Genomic DNA, 19,174 nt, shown 5'->3' on the forward strand with positions numbered 1-19,174 from the left:
ATCTTGAATCACGAGGGTACCTGCCACCATATCGCCTAAGCGTTTTTCTGATCGAGATAACGCCACTAGGAATGCCCCTATACCCAAAAAAGCAAAATCAATGGTTTGGAGCAGACTGCGCAGGGTGGCTTCCCGCAGACTAATGGGGCGGCCATTATCCTGAACAACGCGAATTTCTGCATAGCGCTTACCGGGAGTTTGTCCCTGCCAGTAGGTTTCAAAAAAGATGTAATAGCCGTTGTAGAGGCCAAACGTCACCAGTAGATAAATAGCCAAACTCCAAGCTCCAATACTTTGGCCACTGGCGGGTAGCACCTCAATCAGCCACGGGTAAAGGGCGTAAAAATAGATGTACCCTGCCGCCAGCGAAAAGAGCACAAGCGCGGTGTAAAGAATGATCTGATCAATGAGCCAAGCCAAAACGCGGCTGCCGATGCCCGCTAGGGCAAAGTCCAACTCAATACTTTCCGGTGTGCGTAATGTGACCCGTCGCAACCAACGCAGGGGATTCACCGCTTCTGGGCGGACTTGAAATGCCGCCCCTTCATTGCGCACCCGTAGATCCCAGTAGAGAACTGCCTTGATCCCTTGCCAGAGGGGCAGGAGTAAAACCCCTAAAAACAGGCCAGCGACGGGAATAATCACCACGCTGTTGATGAGATTGCTAAGGAGATTGGCAGGAATCGTGGCGAGGGAAGCCACAAAGAACACTGTTAGCGTGTGCCATGCCTGTCCCTGCGTCAGTTGCCAACTGCGCCGAACGGATTTGAGGGGCGTACACGCAGGTTCAAGAGCTAAGATCACATCAACGAGGGAAAGCCGTGCCATAAAGTAGCTAATGACCAACAGCGCAAGAAGCAGCAGCAACAGGATGCTGAAGAGAAAAGTTAAAAAGAAGAGACTTCTGGCAGGCTCAGTTTGAATACTCTGCTCTAGGAATTGCACCACAGGCCAGCCCACCCAATAGATTAAGTAGCCGATCGCCCCCAAAACCCCAGGAACCAAGAGCAAAATAACACTGACCATCAGAGTGGCCAACAAATAATTCAGCATCTTGGGAAAAATGAAGCTGCGGGCTGCCGATTCTGATTCCTCTTGGGCAGTGAGGACAGCATAGATACGGCGAGAAAGCAGCGCACCACTGGCCATTAGCCGTGTCCAACCAAAAAGATAGAAAGGTAAAGCTACTAGAAGACCCATCCCTAGCAACAAGAGCAAGGGAGTCAAAACACCCATGCGATTGGTGAGAAGCCCACCCATAATTAACGCGATAGCCAAGATTAGCACAGCGGCAATGGTGAGCAGAAAAAACCACGCATGGGCAAAAAGACTCAAAAGAAAATAGCGATTGCCCTGATGGCGGTACAATTCTAAAGCAATCGTGACCACATTGCCGCTAGAGAGAGAATGGGGAAGCCGTCCTCGGCGTCGAAAAGGCCACATTCGCGATACCCGACCAATTGGAGATCGAGATGATCCTAGCGTTTGCGCCCATTGGTTCCTGCGCTACTTTGTAAAATTTGTTAACATTAGAACAATTTAATCCTTTTCTTCTTCGTTCGTCGCTGTTTTGGGTTTGTTCTCGGTGGCTGAGGTGTGGGCATTAACCCCTTTGGCCAGTTTAATCATTGGTTGCGTTTTGGCCAGTCTAAGGAGCAGGTATGGCACTGTACGCAGAACTACATCGGCATTTGGGTGGCTCAGTTGTACCACGGATTCTTTGGCGCTATTTTCAGCGCAACGATCGCGCCCTTGCGGATCGCTTTCCCGACTATGAGGAATTTGAAACCTTTTATACTCGCCCCCGCCAATCCCTTGAGGAATACCTCGAACTCCACACCCTTGTGGAGAGTGTGCAAACACCGCAAACCTTGCCCTATTTTATCTTTCGCTTGATTCGCGGCGCCTATATCTTTGAAAACTTGGCCTATCTGGAGTTGCGCTATACCCCCTACCTGCGCACGGATCCACAGCGGTCTGAGAGCGAGCGTATTGAGCAGATGGCGGATATTGTCAAAACCGTGGGTCTTGCCTGCCAAGTGCCGGAGTACCCCATTGTCACAAGCCAAATTCTCTGCATGCACACGCAACTCCCCTATGCGGTGAATCGGGCCATTGTAGATTTGGCGGCGAGTTTTCCCCAGTTTGTCTGTGGCATTGATTTGGCGGGAGGCGATAGCGTCTATGGCGATCGCATGGCAGAGTTTGTGAAGCTCTATGCCTATGCCCGCGATCGCGGCCTGAAAACCACCGGCCACCTCTACGAAACCGTCAATGGCTGCTATCCCGAACTCCTGCCTTATCTACAACGCATCGGCCATGGCATTCAAATTCCCCTGCGCTATCCAGAGCTGCTTAAAGAAGTGGCCGCCGCGGGTCAATGCCTTGAAGTCTGCCCCACCACCTATTTTCAAACGGGTACCCTCGAGAGCTACGCGCAATTGCGCTTGATCTTTGAACGCTGTTTTGAAGCGGGGGTGGATGTGGCCATCTGTACGGATAACGCGGGTCTGCACAACGTGCGGCTGCCCTTTGAGTACGAAAACTTGCTCACCCACGACATCCTCAACTTCAAGGAGTTGCAAGCCTGTCAGGAAGCAGCCTTTCGCCACGCCTTTGCTTGGCCCCATGCACAACCGCCGACCCTATTGCTGAGTAACCTGCTTCAGGGCAATTCCCCCCAGCCTGCACTGACAAGCTGCGCAATCCAGTAAGATAGGCCTATGAGCAAGATTGAACGCGTTAGCGGTCGTGGCCTTCCTCTACGGGGCAACGATATTGACACCGATCGCATTATTCCGGCGCGGTTTCTGCGCTGTGTCACCTTTGATGGGCTAGGGGAATACGTGTTTGCCGACGATCGCCAGTCGGGGCAGCACCCGTTTGACCTGCCGCAGTACCAAGGGGCACGCATTCTGGTGGTGAATGCCAATTTTGGCTGTGGCTCTAGTCGCGAACATGCCCCCCAGGCGATCGCCCGTTGGGGGATTCAAGGCATTGTGGGCGAAAGCTTTGCCGAAATTTTTGCCGGCAACTGCCTAGCGATGGGCATTCCCTGTGTGACAAGTTCCCCTGAGCAGGTACAGGCACTGCAAACCCTCTTGGAGGATCAGCCCAGTACCGAACTGACCCTTGATCTGCCCACACTAACCCTGAGGGCAGGAGATCGAGTCATTCCCTTAACCATGGCAGAAAGTGCGCGGCAAATGCTCATTTCAGGTCAATGGGATGCCTGTGGTCAACTTTTGGCGAACCGCGACAAAATTCATGAAGTGGCAGCTCGACTTCCCTATGTGCGGTGGGCGGTCCACCTCAGCTAGCCCAAGCGTGCCCCTAACCAAAGCCAGCCTGCAAATAACCAGCGCAAAGCCTGCCAGCGGCGCGATCGCCCCAAGGCCATCACTTCGGGTAAATCAAACAGGCGGTACACGGCCTGAGCCTGTTGCCACTGTCGTCGGCGCAAAAATCGCCACGTTCCCGCCAAGATAAACTGGTGAAAAAAGTCACACTGACACTGCCGTAGCTCCTCCGCAGAGAGAAGAGAGAAATCAGCGGCAGCCGCAAAAATACGCCCTAGGGTGACCAAAGTCTGGGCGTGAAACATCCCCATTGTCAGGGCTTGATCATGAATCGTATAGGCCGCGGTGGCGCGGGGCACGGTGTAAACCCCCTTCTGAGCAAAGAAGCGTAGCCATTGATAGAGGTCTGTGGCTTCGCCGTAGGCGGGATCAAAGTAGCCGACTTCGTTGAGGAGCGATCGCCGCCAGACCAAGGCGGGAAACCGCACAAACGAGGAATGACGCAGCAATTGCCTGAGGGCTTGGGTCGGGGGGAGCCATTCCTGCCGCCGTGGCATCTGCCGTCGCAAACCGCGTTGATGCGAATTCACTAAGTGCACACCAAAGAGAAAAACATCAAACTGGCTGCCGTACTTGCTGAGGGTTTCCAGAATCGTCGTGATCCCTTGGGGCAGGAGGTAATCATCATCGTGCAACAGCAGGATAAACTCCCCAGAAGCTTTGGCCAAGCTAGCGTTCCAATTGGCCACCATGCCTAGGCGCTGGGTATTGTGCTGGTAGTGCCAGTGGCCTGACCATGCAGCGAATAAATCTGCGACAGCTGCTGGCGTAGTGGAATCATCCGTAATAATGATGTTCACTTGATCGTGGTACTCAGGCGGCAAGGCAGCCACCACTGAGCGCACCGCTGCCACCAGTCCTTGGGGACGGTTATAGGCGGGAATGCAAACACTCAAGAGTGGGAATCTGTGCCATTTTGGCGAACTTGCACAGTTTGCTGCATAATCCATTGGGTCGGTGCGTTAATCGAAGGGACTGTAGGGCACTGATTTGGGAGCAATTGCTATGACTTCTGCCACCGTCGATCGCCAACGTTTGCAAGCAGCTTTGGCTTGCCTCAACCTCAGTTTAGAGGCAGAACTCACCCAGTATCGCTGCCATCGTATGGTACAAGCCCATTCTCCCTTTGATACCCCGCCTGTTCCTGAATCTGCAACTCCCTCAGAACCAAGTGTCCCCCCTGCCTCTACCACAGAACCTGTTTCACAGGTCGTTCCTCCTGTTGTCGGGTCTTTAGCTGTAACCTCAGAGACAGCAGCAGCCACTGATGAACGTCTAAATGAGGCCCCCCCCAATCCATTTTTCGAGTTTGACCCCACAGATTTAGCCGAACTCTTGCCCCAATCCTACGCTAGCGATCCCCCTGCCCCCCAGACACCAACCCCAACAAAGCGTCCCTTTGCCTCCACCCGTGAGCTCCTCAAACAGGCACGGCAAAATCAGCAGCGTCCTTGGTTCCAACGGCGCGAGAGCAATAATCAACATTATTTGGTGCAACGCTGGTTGATTGTGGTAGGCATTTTGGCCGGCTTTAGTGGCGCAGCCTTGTGGTGGTTTAGCCGCCGACCCGCCCCCGTTGCCACTGAATCTTCTCCCTCTTCCAGTCCAGCTCCCGAATCTCCATCACCCACGCCCCCCGTTGGTCCCGATATGACTGCGCGGGAATTTCCCGAGGTCAATCGCAGCACCCTTGCCCAATTGGAACCTGCAGCCAGTCCCGCTCCGAGTGCCTCACCCACCCCTACGCCTAGCCCAGCCGCGGCTGAACCTGAACAGACGACGCCGCTCTTTGTGGAAAAAACGCCCAATGGTCACTACTATGTGCTTGCTCCCTACAAAGAACCTGCTGATCTAGAAAAAGTCCAAGCTCTTGTGCCCGATGCCTTTTTGGTTGAGGAGGGCAACCAAACCAAGATTCAACTGGGGATGTTTCTGGATGAGGCTTCTGCCCAAGCAATGGTGAATCAGTTGCGCGATCGCCTTTAGGGGGTGAGCCAGCGATCGCTGGCATGACCATATCGTTCCTGCCACTGCGACCAAGGGACATCTTCTCCCTCGAGGCGAAAGGGGTAGGGCGCTTCACTCCACCAGTGGTTATTCTGCAATCCCAGCGTTTGCAAAAACGGTTCCCCCTTGAGGGTAGTGAGCAGTCGCTCTTGGCGGCTACCAATCCAATTCCCCTCTAGGTGCCAGTTTTCAGAGCGGACGGTGATTTCCTTGCCGCTTTCCGGCAGGGTGATGGTGCGGGGGGAGGGATCGCGAACCCCAATTTGTGCCCCTTGGTTTTCCCAAATCCAGTTGTGGCGCAGGGTAACCTGGGCAGCCGCCCAGCCAAAAATGCCGGGGGTTTGCAAATAGTTCGGGGCGATGCTGTAGTTATAGGCAATTAAGGAGTCTTCAATGGTGACTGGACCGGTACCCGCCTCGAGGAAAAGACCGACAACGGCATTGCCGACAAATTGCGATCGCCGGATGTACACCTCTTGGTTATCCGTATCCAGCCACAGACCAGCCGCTTGGTTCTCAATAGCGCGGTAGCGATCAAACACAGCGCGGCGCAGGTGAAAGTACTTATCCCCCGCATCCCAAGTGTAAAAGCCTGCCCATGCCCCTCGCCAATTATTCCCTTGCACGAGCACCTGCTGTACCGTGAAGTCCCGCAAATGTACCCCCGCCATGCCCCGCCAGCCATTTTGCAGAAACTGCGTTCGCTCCACCCGCAGGCGATCGCTCTGGTGACTTTCCAGCCCGCCCCAATTATTTCCCCAAAAGACACAGTCTTTGATCTCAATCTCATGGCTACGTTCAATGCGCACCGCTTGGGTAAACGTCCCCCCATAATGCTCAAAGCGCAGACCCACCAGACTGATAAAGCCGCTGTCTAAAATTCGTAAGGCCTCACGGTGAACGGCGACTTCTAATTCATTAGGGGAAATTCCGGCAGGCAGGGCCACATACAGTTGCTGCTCCGCATCGGCCACATAGAAATCATTCCCCTGCAATTCCTCGAAGCGGAGTCGCTGCCGCAGGGGATGATCCTGTCCCCAGACCAATTCGCCCCGCTGCGCTAGCAAGGGCAGATCAACGCCGTAATCCGTCCAAGGGTTGCCCGAAACCCCCCAGCCCAGTGTCCAAGGGTGACGGTAGATTGTGACCTCAGGGGAGCTGGAGACTACTTCCCAATCGGACCACTGTTGACTGCCGCGCAAAATCACGCGCTCGCCGGCCTTAGCTATCAGCCGCAGGGGGGTTTGCCGCTGCTGAATTGTTCCCAAGGCCTCCCGATAAATGCCGCCGTGGATGTAAATGTCCGTGGGGCGATCGCTGTTCTGCGCCCATGCCAAAGCAGCACCAATCGTGCGAAAGGGGTGTTGTGTGATGTCCTGCGGCGTATCACTGGCTTGGGGATGGGCTGGGTTCACCTCTAAAACTGACGGCGAGGTGGGAATTGCCATAATCTTGGGCTGCCATGTGCCAATTAGGACAATGGCCAATACAGCAAGGAGTAGAGATCGCCACTTCATCGCCGCAGCGGACGGGCTAGATAGGGTACCCACAGGGCGATCGCTGCCACAAAGACCAGTAGCAGACCCAGTGGCATTTGAATTGACTCCCAGAGGAGAAATCTAAGAGACACCGCCTTGGCGTTCTGTACCGAAAAAAGGGCGATCGCCCCACTGCTGATCATCCACAAAAGAAAGAGTAAAAAGCGGCGCATCTATCTTTTCTTGCTTTCAGCCTTTTCTGCCTCGCGGATCATCTCCTCTGTCTTATGGTAGCGGTTATAGACCAAAAAGCCGTCCAGCATGCCCTTGAGCAAACCATTGAGCTGTGTGCGCGTACTGGCACTGGCTGTACTCAAGGGTGCCGGCAAAAAGCGATCGCCAAAAGCCACAAAGACCAAACTTCCTACTAATAGGGGCAGGATAAAATCCCTAAGGCGCATGTTGAGACCCACCTTGACACGCATTCCACAACCCTCCACAACAGAACAATTGCAAGTGATTGATAGCAAGAAATAGTCCTCAGCCAAGCGCTGTCCTGAGGTTATTACCTACGCTACTAGTGTTATTAATGTGCCTCATGCAACGGGGAAAGTTTACAGTGAGGAACCCAAAAACTAGTTGAGCGATCGCCCTTTTGCTACCGCCGCATCGCCTCCATCCTAGCCCTCTCTTTCCTAGAGAGTGATGAAATCCTTGGGAAACTTGTTGCTACTATAGTAGGCAAGCTATCTAGACCCCAACGCGCCCTATGGTCAACACATCCTCGTCCTCTTCTCGCAAAGCACTTACCGTGCGCGGCAGAGCCGCTAGCCCCACAGAGCGAGCTATTGTTGCCGCCGGCTATGCCAGTATTGATCAGGTGCGGGAGGCCATGAATACCGCCCGCAAAACAGGCAAATCTCTGGTGACCGTGCTGCAGGAGATGACGGGCACCACCATGCCCCCCGATTTGTTGCGCCAGTACCACAAGCAACAGCTTTTTGAACTCAAAGTCATCTACGGTGTCGATTGCCTCGACCCCGAACTCAATCGCTTCCCCACCGAGCAAATCGAGGAACTGATCAACACAATTGTCCCGATTGATACCTGCCGCACCTACCAAGTGATCCCTGTTGCCAAGTACCTCGATGCTGACCCCCCTTATCTGCTGGTGGCAATGGTGGATCCCGATAACCTGCAAGCCATTGACAATCTCAACCGCCTCCTGCGCGCCCACAACCTGACCCTCAAGCGGATGGTGATCACCCTAGAGGACTACCAACGCCTCATTGACCCGATTCTCAACAAGCAGGTGGCGGAAGCTGCCGCCAGTAAAAATGCCCCCGCTGCAATTGGTGAAATCGACATCGCAGAAGACATCGAAGCCATTGGTGGTCTAGAAGAACTGGAAGGGGAGCAAGAGGTTGACCTTGCTGAAGCGCTGCGAGGGGCAGAAGACGCACCGATTATTGCCCTTGTCAACAAAATTTTAGCCAAAGCCCTCACTGAGGGGGTTTCCGACATTCACATTGAACCCCAAGAGGAATACCTACGGATTCGTTTCCGCAAAGATGGGGTGCTCCACCAAGCCTTTGATCCCCTGCCGAAGAAGATCGTGCCCGCCGTGGTTTCGCGCTTCAAAATCTTGGCTGACCTCGATATTGCCGAGCGGCGTGCCCCTCAAGATGGTCGTATCCGCAAAATGTTCCAAGGGCGACGGGTGGACTTTCGGGTGAATACCCTGCCCAGCCGCTGGGGCGAAAAAGTCGTACTGCGGATTCTCGATAACTCCGCTACCCAACTGGGTCTCGACAAACTCATTACCGACCCAGAGAGTCTTGCCATTGTCCGTGAGATGATCAAGCGTCCCTTTGGCTTGATCCTCGTTACAGGACCGACGGGTTCAGGGAAAACCACCACACTGTACTCGGCGCTTGCCGAATGTAATAGCCCCGGTGTCAACATCAGTACAGCGGAAGACCCCATCGAATACACGCTCCCCGGCCTAACACAGGTGCAGGTCATTCGCGAAAAGGGCATGGACTTTGCCTCCATTCTGCGTGCCTTTCTGCGCCAAGACCCCGATGTGATTCTCGTCGGAGAAACTCGCGACAAGGAAACCGCCAAAACCGCCATTGAAGCGGCGTTAACAGGTCACTTGGTGTTAACCACCCTACACACCAACGATGCGGCCAGTGCCGTTGCCCGTCTCTCGGAAATGGGGATCGAACCTTTTATGGTTTCCGCCTCCTTAATTGGCGTCGTTGCCCAGCGACTCATGCGGCGAGTTTGCACAGAATGCCGTATTCCTTATCAACCGACCCGTGAAGAGTTAGCTCGTTTTGGTCTATCTGCTTCGGAAACGAGCAATATTACCTTTTACAAAGCCAATACATTAACCCCCGAACAAATTCAGGCGGCTAAGGCCAGTGGTCAACCCATTTGTAGTAAATGCGGAGGATTGGGCTACAAGGGTCGCTGTGGGGTCTATGAAATTATGCGAGTGACGGAGCGCCTGCAAAGCCTAATTACTGAAGGTGCCCCCACCGAGCGGATCAAGGAAGCGGCGGTGGAAGAGGGGATGAAAACCCTCTTGGCCTATAGCCTGAACTTGGTTAAAGAAGGCATCACCACCCTCGAAGAAGTCGAGCGCGTCACCTTTACGGACACGGGTCTCGAATCAGAACTCAAGGCCAAACGTAAGAGTTCTTTAACTTGCCGTACCTGTGGTGCTGAGGCGCAACCCGAATGGTTAGAATGCCCCTATTGCATGACACCCCGCTTTGTGGATTAACAAGATTATTGATGTCAGTGATGAACTGGCGTGTTGTTGACCAAACTGCCTAAACGAGGAACACCCTATGGAATTAATGATTGAAGACCTAATGGAGCAAGTGGTGGCCAATGGTGGCTCCGATTTGCACATCTCCGCTGGCTTACCGCCCTACATTCGCATTAGCGGCAAATTAACACCAACGGACTACGAGCCACTCACCCCAGAGCAATGCCAGCGCCTGATCTTCAGTATGCTCAACAATACCCAGCGCAAGCAGTTAGAGCAGAACTGGGAGTTGGACTGCTCCTATGGTGTACGGGGTCTAGCCCGCTTCCGGGTCAATGTCTATAAAGACCGGGGTACCTATGCCGCCTGCTTGCGCGCTTTGAGTTCCAAAATTCCCACGTTTGAGCAGTTGGGATTGCCCAATGTTGTGCGTGAGATGTGTGAGCGGCCACGGGGCTTGATTCTGGTCACTGGGCCGACGGGATCAGGGAAAACCACCACCTTGGCGGCGATGATTGACCTAATCAACAAAACCCGTGCCGAGCATATTTTGACGATTGAGGACCCGATTGAATTTGTTTACGAACCAATCAAGAGCCTGATCCACCAACGGCAGGTGGGGGAAGACACCAAGAGTTTTGCCAATGCCCTGCGGGCAGCACTGCGGGAAGACCCGGACATTATCCTAGTGGGTGAGATGCGTGACTTGGAAACCATTCAATTAGCCATTTCGGCAGCGGAAACGGGTCACTTGGTGATGGGAACCCTCCACACGAGTTCAGCCGCCCAAACCGTTGACCGCATGGTGGATGTGTTCCCGCCAGAGCAGCAGCAGCAAATTCGCGTCCAGTTATCCAACTCTCTAGTGGCGGTCTTTAGCCAAACACTGGTGCCCAAGAAAAATCCCAAGCCTGGTGAATTTGGGCGAATTATGGCCCAAGAGATTATGGTGGTGACCCCTGCTATTTCCAACCTGATTCGCGAAGGCAAGACCTCGCAGATCTATTCAGCCATTCAAACGGGGGGCAAGCTGGGGATGCAGACTTTGGAAAAAGTCTTGGCCGATTATTATCGTGCTGGCATCATTACCTATGAAGCAGCAATGTCTAAATCCTCGCGTCAGGATGAGTTGCAACGTCTCATTGGTGCCGGTACAACTGCGGCGGCGCGCTAGTTAGAACTCATTGAGAAGAGAAGGGGTATTGAGTCATGGCAACCTACGAAGTGCGGATACGGGATGCCCAAGGCAAGTACAAAACCGTCCGCGAGGAAGCTGCGACACCACGGGAAGCACGCATGGCCTTGCAACTGCAAGGGGTACAGGTTCTAGAGGTCAAGGAGGCAAAAACCCTTACCCTAAAGTCTGATATTGACCTCAGTTTTTTAGCAAAGATTACAGTGAAGGACAAAGCCATCTTTGCTCGGCAGTTTGCGGCGCTGGTGAATGCGGGGGTGGCTTTGGTACGCGGGATCGGTGTGTTGGCAGATCAGTGTACCAACCCAAAGCTGAAAAAAATCCTCATGGCGGTCAACAACGATATTCAGCAGGGGAGTACTCTTGCAGATGCCATGCGCCCCCACCCACAGGCTTTTGATAATCTCTTTATCGCCATGATCCAAGCGGGGGAAACAGGGGGGGTGCTCGACGAGGTGCTCAACCGTCTGTCGAAATTGCTGGAGGATCAAGCCCGCCTCAATAACCAGATTAAGTCCGCCCTGACCTATCCTGTGGTGGTTGGTTTATTGGCAGTGGGAATCTTCTTAGGGATGGTGATTTTCCTCATCCCTGTCTTTGAGGGAATTTTTAAGCAGTTGGGCGGCGAGTTGCCCCCCTTTACGGCCATGATGGTGGCCCTCAGTCAATTCCTGCGCACGCCTCAGTATATGGCATTGTTGATTCTCTGTGTGGTCGCCTTGGTGGTGGGGATCCGCTTCTATTACAAAACCCCCAATGGCCGATTGACAATTGATGGTCTGCTGTTGAAGTTGCCTCTCTTTGGTGATTTGGTACAAAAAACAGCGGTGGCGCGATTCTGCCGCACGTTTGGCTCGCTGTCGCGTTCAGGGGTGCCGATTTTGCGCTCCCTTGAGATTGTCAGTGCCACAGCCGGTAACCAAGTGATCTCCAATGCCATTGACCGTGCGGCAAAGGAAGTGCAACAGGGGGGGATGCTCAGTCTGGCATTACAGCAGGAGCGTGTCTTTCCAGTTCTGGCGACCCAGATGATTAACGTGGGGGAAGAGACGGGGGAACTGGATAAGATGCTGATGAAGGTGGCAGACTTCTACGAAGACGAGGTGGAGCAAGCGGTTAAAGCCCTCACGAGTGTGATGGAACCCCTGATGATTGCGGTGCTAGGGGGTATGGTAGGGTCAATTCTGGTGGCGATGTACCTGCCCATGTTCAAGATCTTCGATCTGGTCAAATAACCCTGGTTATGGCCCCTCGGTCTCCGTCGCGCACCCATTACGATGTTCTTGAGGTGGCACCTACTGCCTCGCTAGCGGAGATTCGCCGCGCCTATCGCGAAAAAAGTAAGCTTTACCATCCGGATACGACGACGTTGCCGCTGGCGATCGCCCGTGAGGAGTTCCATCGCCTCAATGAGGCCTACGCCGTGCTGACCAATCCGGAGCAGCGACAGTGGTATGACTTACAATTGCGCCTGCGAGCACAGTCAAAATCAGCAATGGGGATAGGTCTAGCTTCTCGTTCTCAGGGGTCTGGGCGTTCTACCCCCATTCCACCTGACGATCGCCCCCTCTCGCCGGGGGAGCTATTTGCCCTGTTTATCTTGGGGGTTACGTTTATAGGGTGCTTGGTTCTAGCGGTAATTGTCGGTTTGTCCCAACAGGGGCAAGAATGGATCTTGCAAATTGTCAGCTACATTTCAGAACTGGGATGAATACCCTGCCTAATCCCCAAACTCCCCTCTACAACCATGCCCTGCCGCAAATTGAAGCATGGCTACAGCAAAAGGGCTGTGTGCGCGACGAAACGGATATCCACTGCTGGGAGTTAGAGCACCCGCAGTGGTCAGCGCGGATTTGCTTAGATATTGAAGAACTCCAAGTGGTCTATCGCGATCGCCTTGCCGGCACTGTTGTGCAACGATCTTTCAAGTACTCCTGTCCCCGCGCTGCTGTAGAGGAAGCGATTTTTGCAGGCCCTTAAACCGCCATCATGACGGGCATTGCTGGAGTTTCTTGGCCGGTTTGACCCTTGATTCGCTTCAGGCCAAAAATCCAGAGAATTTGATCCTCAATGGCTGTCGCCTGCTCTTTTGCCCCTGCTTTCAACAGCAGTTGATAGGTCATCATCAGCTTCTCAATTTCAGCCACTTGGGTACGGACTTCCTCTTCATCTAGATAGAGACTTTCAAGAACGGCGTTCAAGTCTGCCTCGGGATCAGCCACTAAACAAGCCCCCTCCACCGCCACAGATTTGAGCTGCCCCTGGTATTGCCGCAGCAGACGGCGAATGGTGTAGGCAGTAACAGGTAATAACTTTCTCATGCTGCGCTCCCCCGGTTTTTATCAGAACTTTTCACAGCTACGCTTTCCTCTGTCCACTTCCACCCGCGAGCAAATTTTGTGGGGGATCAACAGGGGAAATAACGATTCATAAATAACGATTCATGAACAGTTAGTTTACCGTACGTTATTATTCTATGCGCTCTGCAACTTGGGGATCATGCGTAATTCTACGGAGAAGCACTTTTAGAGGTGATTTAGATCACGAAAGTCACGACATTATGGACATTTGAGGACATTGTAAATTTATGTCAAGAAACTATAACTGTTAACAACATGTAACAAGGGGATTTATCGCCGCTGGCGGAGTTCCTGAATACTATGGCGAATCTGCTGCAGGGCAAAATCAACCTCTGTCTCTGTCGTGGTACGCAACAGACCAAAACGCAGGGAGGCACGGGCAAGGGCGGGCGATCGCCCTAGGGCGAGGAGGACATGGGAAGGAGTTGGTTTTTCGCTACTACAGGCTGCCCCCGTCGAGAGAGCGACATGGGGATAGATAGAGCGCAGCAGGGCATTACCCTCAACCCCACCAATACTGACATTGAGACAGTTGGGCAAACTCTGCTGCCAATCGCCATTGAGATAAATCTCCCCAAGGGCGGCCAGCCCCTGCCACAGCCGTTCCTTAAGACGCCATAGATGGGGAATATCGCTGCCTTGACGTTCCTGAGCCAGCTGTACCGCCGTGCCAAAGCCGACAATTAGGGGAGTGGCCAAGGTGCCCGATCGCCAGCCCTGTTCTTGGCCACCACCGTGGAGCTGAGGCGCTAATTGGACGCGGGGGCGATCGCGCCGCACATAGAGGGCACCAATCCCCTTAGGACCATAGAGTTTGTGGGCAGTGAGGGACATGAGATCCACTTGCATTGCTTGCACATCCAAGGGAATTTTCCCCAAAGCCTGAGCAGCATCGGTATGGAAGAGCACCCCGCGCTCGCGACAGCGGCGCCCAATCTCGGCCAAAGGCTGGAGCACCCCAATTTCATTATTTGCCGCCATCACCGACACCAAGATGGTCTCGTTGGTAAAGGCTTGCTCTAACTCAGCAAGATCAATGAACCCTTTCTCATTGACCCCCAGATAGGTCACCCGAAAGCCAAGGGACTCCAAATAGCGACAGGGGGCTAACACTGCATTGTGCTCCGTCTGCACCGTAATGATATGGCGACCGCGACTGTAGTAGGCTTCAGCCACCCCCTTGATCGCTAAGTTGTCTGCTTCCGTGGCACTGCTGGTAAAAATGATTTCTGCGGGATGGGCATGAATGGCTGTGGCAATGGTTTCCCGCGCATGCTCAATGGCGGCGGCGGCCTCCCAACCATAGGCATGGGCGCGATTACTAGCATTGCCGGGGCGATCGCTAAAATAGGGCAGCATGGCTGCCAGCACTTGCGGATCAACAGGCGTGGTGGTCATCCCGTCCAAATAGATTGGTTTCATCCGAGCTGGCGATAGAGTATTCTATATTTCAGCCTAGCAAGCTCAACTCAGGGGAAAGTCTAGTTGCCAGCGACACTATAGTGAAAATAGAACAACACGTTACCTCTCAGCCCAGGGTTGGCCGAGCGGATGAGGCAGCGAACTCATAATTCGCCATAGGCTGGTTCGACTCCAGCACCCTGGATTTTTTTAATGCCGTCACTGCAAATCTGGCGATCGCCTTCCGTTAAACTGAAAGAAGTTTCGTGTCGCAAATTTTGCCATGAGTAGTACCTATAAACCGCAACAGGCCTCCGACAAAAACCTTGAAGCCATGCGCAAGTTTGCGGAAACCTATGCGAAGCGCACAGGAACTTACTTTTGCTCAGACTTGGGAACAACGGCGGTAGTTCTTGAAGGATTAGCTAAACATAAGGACGACTATGGTTCCCCCCTGTGTCCCTGCCGCCACTATGAAGATAAAGAAGCAGAGGTGGCAGCCGCCTACTGGAACTGTCCCTGTGTGCCCATGCGCGAACGGCGGGAGTGTCACTGCCTGCTCTTTTTAACGCCGGATCATCCCTTTGCAGGTACAGCTCAAGAAATTTCCTTTAAGCAAATTCGCGAGGAAACCAATCGCTTTACAGTTTCTTAGCTAACCCCATCGGCAGTCAACAGGGCTTTGTACAGTCCGGGGCGGCGATCGCGAAAGAAACCATAGGCCGCCCGTAGGCGCTCAATTTCCTCTAGGTCAAATTTATGGACAAGCACTGCCTCTTGGGTGCGATCGGCCTCGGCCACCAGATCTCCCCTCGGATTAGCAATAAATGAACTGCCATAAAATACCTGCCCCCCCTCATCACCCACACGGTTTGCGGCCACCACTGGAATGACATTTGCCACTGCATGGCCAACCATCACCCGCTGCCAAGGGTCTTTGGTGTCCAATGTGGGATCGTGGGGTTCACTGCCAATGGCAGTGGGATACACTAGCACCTCTGCTCCCATCAGGGTCATCACCCGTGCAGCCTCTGGAAACCACTGATCCCAACAGATGCCGACACCGATTTTGCCATAGCGGGTACGCCAGACCCGAAAGCCGGTATTGCCGGGGCGGAAGTAAAACTTTTCCTCATAGCCAGGGCCATCGGGAATATGACTTTTGCGATACACGCCCAAATTGACACCCCCCGCATCAATCATCGCCACACTGTTGTAATAGACGGTGCCCGCCTTTTCAAAAAAGGAGACAGGAATCACCACCTCCAGTTCCCGCGCCAAGGCTTCAAAGTGGGCGATCGTTGGGTGATTTTTCAGAGGGTGTGCCCGCCGAAAGTGAATCTCCCGCTCTTCCTTGCAAAAATAGTGCCCCTCAAATAGCTCTGGCAGGACAATGACCTGTGCCCCCTGCTGATGCGCCTGCCGCACCAAATCACTGAGGTGCAGGATATTGGTCTCTACATCGTCGGTCAGTTGAGCTTGAATGGCAGCGACAGTTAGGGTTTTCATACTTCCTGCTGGGTAATGCAATGAAAAGCGCCTCCCCCTTCTAAAATCGTCCGTGCCGGAAGGCCAACGGTTCTGCGACTGGGAAAGAGCTTGGCGATCGCTTCAACGGCTTTGGCATCAGCTTCGACACCATAGGTGGGAACAACCACCGTGGTATTGGCAATGTAAAAGTTTAGATAGCTCGCCGGCAAAATCTCCCCGCCTCGGCTAGGGATTCGCCCCGGTGAGGGCACTGGGATCACCCTTAGGGAGCGGCCTCTCGCATCCGTCAGGGTTTGCAACTGTTCGTAAATGGTCACCAAGGTCGCATGGTTGGGATCCTCAGGACCTTCGGGCAACATACAAACCACCGTTGCGGGGGCTACAAAACGCACGAGCGTATCAATGTGACCATCCGTGTGGTCATTCACAAGGCCAGAGGAGTCAATCCAGAGGATTTTGCTCACGCCAAGGGCAGGCTTGAGGCGAGCTTCCACCTCCTCAATGTCTAAATAGGGATTGCGATTGGGGTTCAACAGGCACTGGCGGGTGGTGAGGCAAGTTCCTTCGCCATCCACTTCGATCGCCCCCCCCTCCAAGAATAACGGCACCGCCCCATGGGGTACTCCCATGACCATCGCTAAGCGCACAGCCAAGTCACTGTCGCCGGGGAGTTGATACTTCTTGCCCCAACCATTGAAGGGCAAACAGAGAAGGCGGCGCTCCCCCTCCGCATTGATTAAGCCCACAGGCGCCGTATCCCGCAGCCAAATGTCACCAAAGGAGAGTTGATAAAACTGAGGATTCAGGTCCCCTAGGTAAGAACGAGCAGTGGCTTCTCCTGCCTCATCCAGCACCAGAATTTTCAGTTGCTCCCCCCGACACTGTCCAGTGATTGGATCGGGATCAGCGATCGCTCGACACAGGGCAGCAAATTCTAAACGCACCTGTGGCAGAAGTTCTCGCCACAAATCCTCATGACTGGGGAAAGCTAACCAACAGGCACGGTGGGGCAGCCACTCGGCGGGCTGAAAAAAGCCGGACATGAAGAGCGCTTAGCCCTTTTTGTTCGTTTTGGGTGCAGGTTTGGCGGCAGCTTTTTTCCCTTTAGCAGTTTGCTGGGGTTTGGCACCGCTGTATTTACGGCGGAAGCGTTCCACCCGCCCTTCGGCATCAACAATTTTCTGAGTACCCGTGAAGAAGGGATGGTTACCTGACCAGATGTCCACGTGCAGTTCTGGTTTTGTGGAACCGACGGTCATGACCACTTCCCCATCGCAATAGACTTTAGCTTCGGGATACCACTGGGGATGAATATTCGGTTTTGGCATAGGAGTCTCACCACAAACGAGAAGTAAACAACAAAAATCTTAGCGTTTTGAGTATTGGGGGGCTTTGCGGGCTTTGCGCAGACCGTATTTACGCCGCTCCTTGGCACGGGGATCACGGGTGAGATAGCCTTCCGTTTTCAAAGGCTTACGGTTTTCAATGTCCAGTTGACACAGGGCACGGGCAATCCCCAAACGAATGGCATCTGCTTGCCCCGTCAGACCACCTCCCCTAGCATTGACATAGATATCGTAGCTACTTTCAAGGCCAAGGGTTTCTAGGGGGGCTTTCACCAAGTTGAGATAGGCGGGATTGTTTTGCAGGTAGTCCGCCCCATTGCGGCCATTGATCAACAATTGACCACTACCAGGGATGAGGCGTACCCGTGCCACCGCCGACTTACGGCGACCGGTTCCCAAGTAAACGACTCGTTTGGACTGATCGGCAATCTGCATGTTAGGCTCCCGGAATCGTGTTAATGGTCAAAGGCTGGGGTTTTTGTGCTTGGTGGGGATGCTCAGGCCCAGCATAAACTTTCAGCTTGGTAAAGAGTTTACGGCCAAGGGAATTTTTCGGCAGCATTCCTTTGACGGCGTGCTCAATAATCCGCTCGGGAATGCGGGCTTGCAGTTGATCAAAGGTTTCAATTTTCATGCCACCAGGGCGTCCCGAGTGACGACGGTAGAGTTTTTGGGAGCGCTTTTTACCGGTAACGGTGACTTTCTCGGCATTGATGACAATCACAAAGTCGCCTGTGTCCATGTGGGGGGTGTAAATGGCTTTGTTTTTGCCCCTAAGAATGCGGGCAATTTCTGCGGCTAGCCGACCCAACCGTTGATCAGCGGCATCAATGACATACCACTGGGGAGCAAGGTCATCCACGGCGGGCAGTGGTGTCTTTACGGTACTGGTCATCACAAACTCCATGGTTCTATGCAATGGACAATTCAGGGGTAACAAACTGGGGCATCGCCTCAGTGCACAGGGCAAGGGGGAAGGGCGATTCAGGATAACCTACCCCCAATAGACAAAGACCCGTAGGGGGAGCAGCATACTTGACAAGGTGGCGTTGCTCCTGCTGCCAAATTTCCGTAAAACTGGCGGGCGATCGCTGGCCTTGCCCCACCTGCACCAAGAGTCCCACCAATAGGCGCATCATGCCGTAGAGAAATCCCGAAGCTTGCACTTCAATCTCCACGAGAGCACCGCGCCGCTGGCAACTCACTGCCTGCACCTCTACCCAAGAGTGGGCACGATTCGAGCCAGAGCGGTGAAAGGCACTGAGGTGATGCCGCCCTAACAACGGCTGAAGCACTGCGGCCATCTTTTCCACGTCCAAGGGGGCATAGTAATAGTGCCATGTCCAAGGCCGCAGAAAGATATTGGGGCAGGGATCGGTATAGAGGGTGTAGCGATAGCGACGCCACAGGGCTGAGAAGCGGGCATGCCAGTGATTGGGAACGACAGCTGCTGCCCGAATCACTACATCGGCGGGTAAGCGAGCATTGAGAATCCCCGGCCAACGATGAGCGGGAATGGGCGAGTTGACCGTGACATGAGCCACTTGACCAGCGGCATGAACCCCTGTATCAGTGCGACCTGCTGCGACAACAGAGACAGGATGATTGACCACGCTGGCGATCGCCTGCTCAATCACCTCCTGTACGGTGCGTTGTCCCACCTGTCGCTGCCAGCCGTGGAAGTGAGTACCTTGGTACTGAATGAGTAGTGCCAAGCGTTGGCCGCTTTGGGGAGGTGCGATCGCCGTCATCATT

Annotated in this window: 22 protein-coding genes and 1 tRNA gene; 10 read left to right on the forward strand and 13 right to left on the reverse strand. The window is 53.8% G+C overall.

Annotation, left to right across the window (positions count from 1 at the left end; genetic code table 11):
• Window positions 1-1,443, reverse strand: a 1,443-nt coding sequence (locus ACK4HN_RS09960) for an RDD family protein (protein ID WP_409877585.1), incomplete at its 3' end; no start/stop codon positions are given.
• 218 nt (window positions 1,444-1,661) lie between these two features.
• Between ACK4HN_RS09960 and ACK4HN_RS09965 the strand changes: the two genes are divergently transcribed.
• Complete coding sequence (locus tag ACK4HN_RS09965) at window positions 1,662-2,714, forward strand: adenosine deaminase (RefSeq protein ID WP_409877587.1); 1,053 nt, start codon at window positions 1,662-1,664, stop codon at window positions 2,712-2,714.
• Between the two features lie 9 nt (window positions 2,715-2,723).
• Complete coding sequence (gene leuD / locus ACK4HN_RS09970; protein ID WP_409877588.1) at window positions 2,724-3,320, forward strand: 3-isopropylmalate dehydratase small subunit; 597 nt, start codon at window positions 2,724-2,726, stop codon at window positions 3,318-3,320.
• On the opposite strand, the gene ACK4HN_RS09975 is transcribed toward leuD, so the two are convergent.
• Window positions 3,317-4,255: a glycosyltransferase family 2 protein gene (locus ACK4HN_RS09975; protein ID WP_409877589.1), complete on the reverse strand. Its 939-nt coding sequence runs from the start codon at window positions 4,253-4,255 to the stop codon at window positions 3,317-3,319. The two genes, leuD and ACK4HN_RS09975, sit on opposite strands and share 4 nt — an antisense overlap.
• A 109-nt stretch (window positions 4,256-4,364) precedes the next feature.
• On the opposite strand from ACK4HN_RS09975, the gene ACK4HN_RS09980 reads away from it, so the two are divergent.
• Window positions 4,365-5,345 carry an SPOR domain-containing protein gene (locus ACK4HN_RS09980; protein ID WP_409877590.1) on the forward strand — a complete coding sequence of 327 codons (981 nt, stop codon included), beginning with the start codon at window positions 4,365-4,367 and terminating at the stop codon, window positions 5,343-5,345.
• Here ACK4HN_RS09980 and ACK4HN_RS09985 read toward each other — a convergent pair.
• Genes ACK4HN_RS09985 through ACK4HN_RS09995 form a run of 3 tightly spaced genes read right to left on the reverse strand, consistent with a single transcriptional unit; the run spans window position 5,342 to window position 7,329 of the window.
• The gene (locus ACK4HN_RS09985; protein ID WP_409877591.1) at window positions 5,342-6,883 is read right to left on the reverse strand and encodes a right-handed parallel beta-helix repeat-containing protein; all 1,542 of its coding nucleotides are present in this window, start codon (window positions 6,881-6,883) and stop codon (window positions 5,342-5,344) included. The two genes, ACK4HN_RS09980 and ACK4HN_RS09985, sit on opposite strands and share 4 nt — an antisense overlap.
• Window positions 6,880-7,077 (reverse strand): hypothetical protein, encoded by a 198-nt coding sequence (locus ACK4HN_RS09990; protein WP_409869058.1) that lies wholly within the window; start codon window positions 7,075-7,077, stop codon window positions 6,880-6,882. Before ACK4HN_RS09990 ends, ACK4HN_RS09985 begins: the two co-directional genes overlap by 4 nt.
• Window positions 7,078-7,329, reverse strand: coding sequence for a hypothetical protein (locus ACK4HN_RS09995; RefSeq protein ID WP_409852076.1), 252 nt, complete (start codon window positions 7,327-7,329; stop codon window positions 7,078-7,080). It lies immediately after the preceding gene.
• 284 nt (window positions 7,330-7,613) lie between these two features.
• Between ACK4HN_RS09995 and ACK4HN_RS10000 the strand changes: the two genes are divergently transcribed.
• The 5 genes from ACK4HN_RS10000 (at window position 7,614) to ACK4HN_RS10020 (ending at window position 12,801) form a co-directional block, all read left to right on the forward strand.
• The gene (locus ACK4HN_RS10000) at window positions 7,614-9,638 is read left to right on the forward strand and encodes a GspE/PulE family protein (RefSeq protein ID WP_409877593.1); all 2,025 of its coding nucleotides are present in this window, start codon (window positions 7,614-7,616) and stop codon (window positions 9,636-9,638) included.
• A gap of 67 nt (window positions 9,639-9,705) precedes the next feature.
• Window positions 9,706-10,800 (forward strand): type IV pilus twitching motility protein PilT, encoded by a 1,095-nt coding sequence (locus ACK4HN_RS10005; RefSeq protein WP_409852073.1) that lies wholly within the window; start codon window positions 9,706-9,708, stop codon window positions 10,798-10,800.
• A gap of 35 nt (window positions 10,801-10,835) precedes the next feature.
• Window positions 10,836-12,056: a type II secretion system F family protein gene (locus ACK4HN_RS10010; RefSeq protein WP_409852071.1), complete on the forward strand. Its 1,221-nt coding sequence runs from the start codon at window positions 10,836-10,838 to the stop codon at window positions 12,054-12,056.
• Between the two features lie 8 nt (window positions 12,057-12,064).
• Window positions 12,065-12,532, forward strand: a complete 468-nt coding sequence (locus ACK4HN_RS10015; protein ID WP_409869060.1) for a J domain-containing protein — start codon at window positions 12,065-12,067, stop codon at window positions 12,530-12,532.
• A complete protein-coding gene (locus tag ACK4HN_RS10020) occupies window positions 12,529-12,801 on the forward strand; it encodes a DUF3143 domain-containing protein (protein ID WP_409869061.1) in 273 nt (90 codons plus the stop codon). Before ACK4HN_RS10015 ends, ACK4HN_RS10020 begins: the two co-directional genes overlap by 4 nt.
• Here ACK4HN_RS10020 and ACK4HN_RS10025 read toward each other — a convergent pair.
• Together ACK4HN_RS10025 and ACK4HN_RS10030 are read right to left on the reverse strand one after the other, a co-directional pair.
• Entirely contained in the window at window positions 12,798-13,142 is a 345-nt protein-coding gene (locus tag ACK4HN_RS10025; protein WP_409869062.1) for a hypothetical protein, read from the reverse strand. The genes ACK4HN_RS10020 and ACK4HN_RS10025 overlap by 4 nt on opposite strands.
• A gap of 309 nt (window positions 13,143-13,451) precedes the next feature.
• Window positions 13,452-14,603 (reverse strand): cysteine desulfurase family protein, encoded by a 1,152-nt coding sequence (locus tag ACK4HN_RS10030; RefSeq protein ID WP_409869063.1) that lies wholly within the window; start codon window positions 14,601-14,603, stop codon window positions 13,452-13,454.
• 111 nt (window positions 14,604-14,714) lie between these two features.
• Between ACK4HN_RS10030 and ACK4HN_RS10035 the strand changes: the two genes are divergently transcribed.
• Both ACK4HN_RS10035 and ACK4HN_RS10040 read left to right on the forward strand, forming a co-directional pair.
• Window positions 14,715-14,787, forward strand: a tRNA-Ile gene (locus tag ACK4HN_RS10035).
• A 78-nt stretch (window positions 14,788-14,865) separates the two neighbouring features.
• Window positions 14,866-15,237, forward strand: a complete 372-nt coding sequence (locus tag ACK4HN_RS10040; RefSeq protein ID WP_409869064.1) for a ferredoxin-thioredoxin reductase catalytic domain-containing protein — start codon at window positions 14,866-14,868, stop codon at window positions 15,235-15,237.
• Here the strand turns inward: ACK4HN_RS10040 and aguB are convergent.
• The 6 genes from aguB to truA are packed head-to-tail and all read right to left on the reverse strand — an operon-like array spanning window position 15,234 to window position 19,173.
• Window positions 15,234-16,091 (reverse strand): N-carbamoylputrescine amidase, encoded by an 858-nt coding sequence (aguB, locus tag ACK4HN_RS10045; RefSeq protein ID WP_409869065.1) that lies wholly within the window; start codon window positions 16,089-16,091, stop codon window positions 15,234-15,236. The genes ACK4HN_RS10040 and aguB overlap by 4 nt on opposite strands.
• Window positions 16,088-17,116: an agmatine deiminase family protein gene (locus tag ACK4HN_RS10050; protein ID WP_409869066.1), complete on the reverse strand. Its 1,029-nt coding sequence runs from the start codon at window positions 17,114-17,116 to the stop codon at window positions 16,088-16,090. The genes aguB and ACK4HN_RS10050 overlap by 4 nt, the downstream gene beginning before the upstream one ends.
• A 9-nt stretch (window positions 17,117-17,125) precedes the next feature.
• Window positions 17,126-17,401 (reverse strand): 50S ribosomal protein L31, encoded by a 276-nt coding sequence (gene rpmE, locus ACK4HN_RS10055; protein ID WP_149817874.1) that lies wholly within the window; start codon window positions 17,399-17,401, stop codon window positions 17,126-17,128.
• A 39-nt stretch (window positions 17,402-17,440) separates the two neighbouring features.
• A complete protein-coding gene (rpsI, locus tag ACK4HN_RS10060) occupies window positions 17,441-17,854 on the reverse strand; it encodes a 30S ribosomal protein S9 (RefSeq protein WP_298613721.1) in 414 nt (137 codons plus the stop codon).
• Window position 17,855: 1 nt separating this feature from the next.
• A complete protein-coding gene (rplM, locus tag ACK4HN_RS10065) occupies window positions 17,856-18,314 on the reverse strand; it encodes a 50S ribosomal protein L13 (protein ID WP_011055963.1) in 459 nt (152 codons plus the stop codon).
• A 16-nt stretch (window positions 18,315-18,330) separates the two neighbouring features.
• Window positions 18,331-19,173, reverse strand: coding sequence for a tRNA pseudouridine(38-40) synthase TruA (gene truA, locus ACK4HN_RS10070; RefSeq protein ID WP_409869067.1), 843 nt, complete (start codon window positions 19,171-19,173; stop codon window positions 18,331-18,333).
• Window position 19,174 lies beyond the last annotated feature (1 nt).

Source organism: Thermosynechococcus sp., assembly GCF_046299655.1.
Classification (GTDB): Bacteria; Cyanobacteriota; Cyanobacteriia; order Thermosynechococcales; family Thermosynechococcaceae; genus Thermosynechococcus.

Excerpts from the sequence above, each read along its gene's own strand:
- ACK4HN_RS09965 (WP_409877587.1), top strand. The coding sequence starts at position 1,662 with ATGGCACTGTACGCAGAACTACATCGGCATTTGGGTGGCTCAGTTGTA.
- leuD (WP_409877588.1), top strand. The coding sequence starts at position 2,724 with ATGAGCAAGATTGAACGCGTTAGCGGTCGTGGCCTTCCTCTACGGGGC.
- ACK4HN_RS09980 (WP_409877590.1), top strand. The coding sequence starts at position 4,365 with ATGACTTCTGCCACCGTCGATCGCCAACGTTTGCAAGCAGCTTTGGCT.
- ACK4HN_RS09985 (WP_409877591.1), bottom strand. The coding sequence starts at position 6,883 with ATGAAGTGGCGATCTCTACTCCTTGCTGTATTGGCCATTGTCCTAATT.
- ACK4HN_RS09990 (WP_409869058.1), bottom strand. The coding sequence starts at position 7,077 with ATGCGCCGCTTTTTACTCTTTCTTTTGTGGATGATCAGCAGTGGGGCG.
- ACK4HN_RS09995 (WP_409852076.1), bottom strand. The coding sequence starts at position 7,329 with ATGCGTGTCAAGGTGGGTCTCAACATGCGCCTTAGGGATTTTATCCTG.
- ACK4HN_RS10000 (WP_409877593.1), top strand. The coding sequence starts at position 7,614 with ATGGTCAACACATCCTCGTCCTCTTCTCGCAAAGCACTTACCGTGCGC.
- ACK4HN_RS10005 (WP_409852073.1), top strand. The coding sequence starts at position 9,706 with ATGGAATTAATGATTGAAGACCTAATGGAGCAAGTGGTGGCCAATGGT.
- ACK4HN_RS10010 (WP_409852071.1), top strand. The coding sequence starts at position 10,836 with ATGGCAACCTACGAAGTGCGGATACGGGATGCCCAAGGCAAGTACAAA.
- ACK4HN_RS10015 (WP_409869060.1), top strand. The coding sequence starts at position 12,065 with ATGGCCCCTCGGTCTCCGTCGCGCACCCATTACGATGTTCTTGAGGTG.
- ACK4HN_RS10020 (WP_409869061.1), top strand. The coding sequence starts at position 12,529 with ATGAATACCCTGCCTAATCCCCAAACTCCCCTCTACAACCATGCCCTG.
- ACK4HN_RS10025 (WP_409869062.1), bottom strand. The coding sequence starts at position 13,142 with ATGAGAAAGTTATTACCTGTTACTGCCTACACCATTCGCCGTCTGCTG.
- ACK4HN_RS10030 (WP_409869063.1), bottom strand. The coding sequence starts at position 14,603 with ATGAAACCAATCTATTTGGACGGGATGACCACCACGCCTGTTGATCCG.
- ACK4HN_RS10040 (WP_409869064.1), top strand. The coding sequence starts at position 14,866 with ATGAGTAGTACCTATAAACCGCAACAGGCCTCCGACAAAAACCTTGAA.
- aguB (WP_409869065.1), bottom strand. The coding sequence starts at position 16,091 with ATGAAAACCCTAACTGTCGCTGCCATTCAAGCTCAACTGACCGACGAT.
- ACK4HN_RS10050 (WP_409869066.1), bottom strand. The coding sequence starts at position 17,116 with ATGTCCGGCTTTTTTCAGCCCGCCGAGTGGCTGCCCCACCGTGCCTGT.
- rpmE (WP_149817874.1), bottom strand. The coding sequence starts at position 17,401 with ATGCCAAAACCGAATATTCATCCCCAGTGGTATCCCGAAGCTAAAGTC.
- rpsI (WP_298613721.1), bottom strand. The coding sequence starts at position 17,854 with ATGCAGATTGCCGATCAGTCCAAACGAGTCGTTTACTTGGGAACCGGT.
- rplM (WP_011055963.1), bottom strand. The coding sequence starts at position 18,314 with ATGACCAGTACCGTAAAGACACCACTGCCCGCCGTGGATGACCTTGCT.
- truA (WP_409869067.1), bottom strand. The coding sequence starts at position 19,173 with ATGATGACGGCGATCGCACCTCCCCAAAGCGGCCAACGCTTGGCACTA.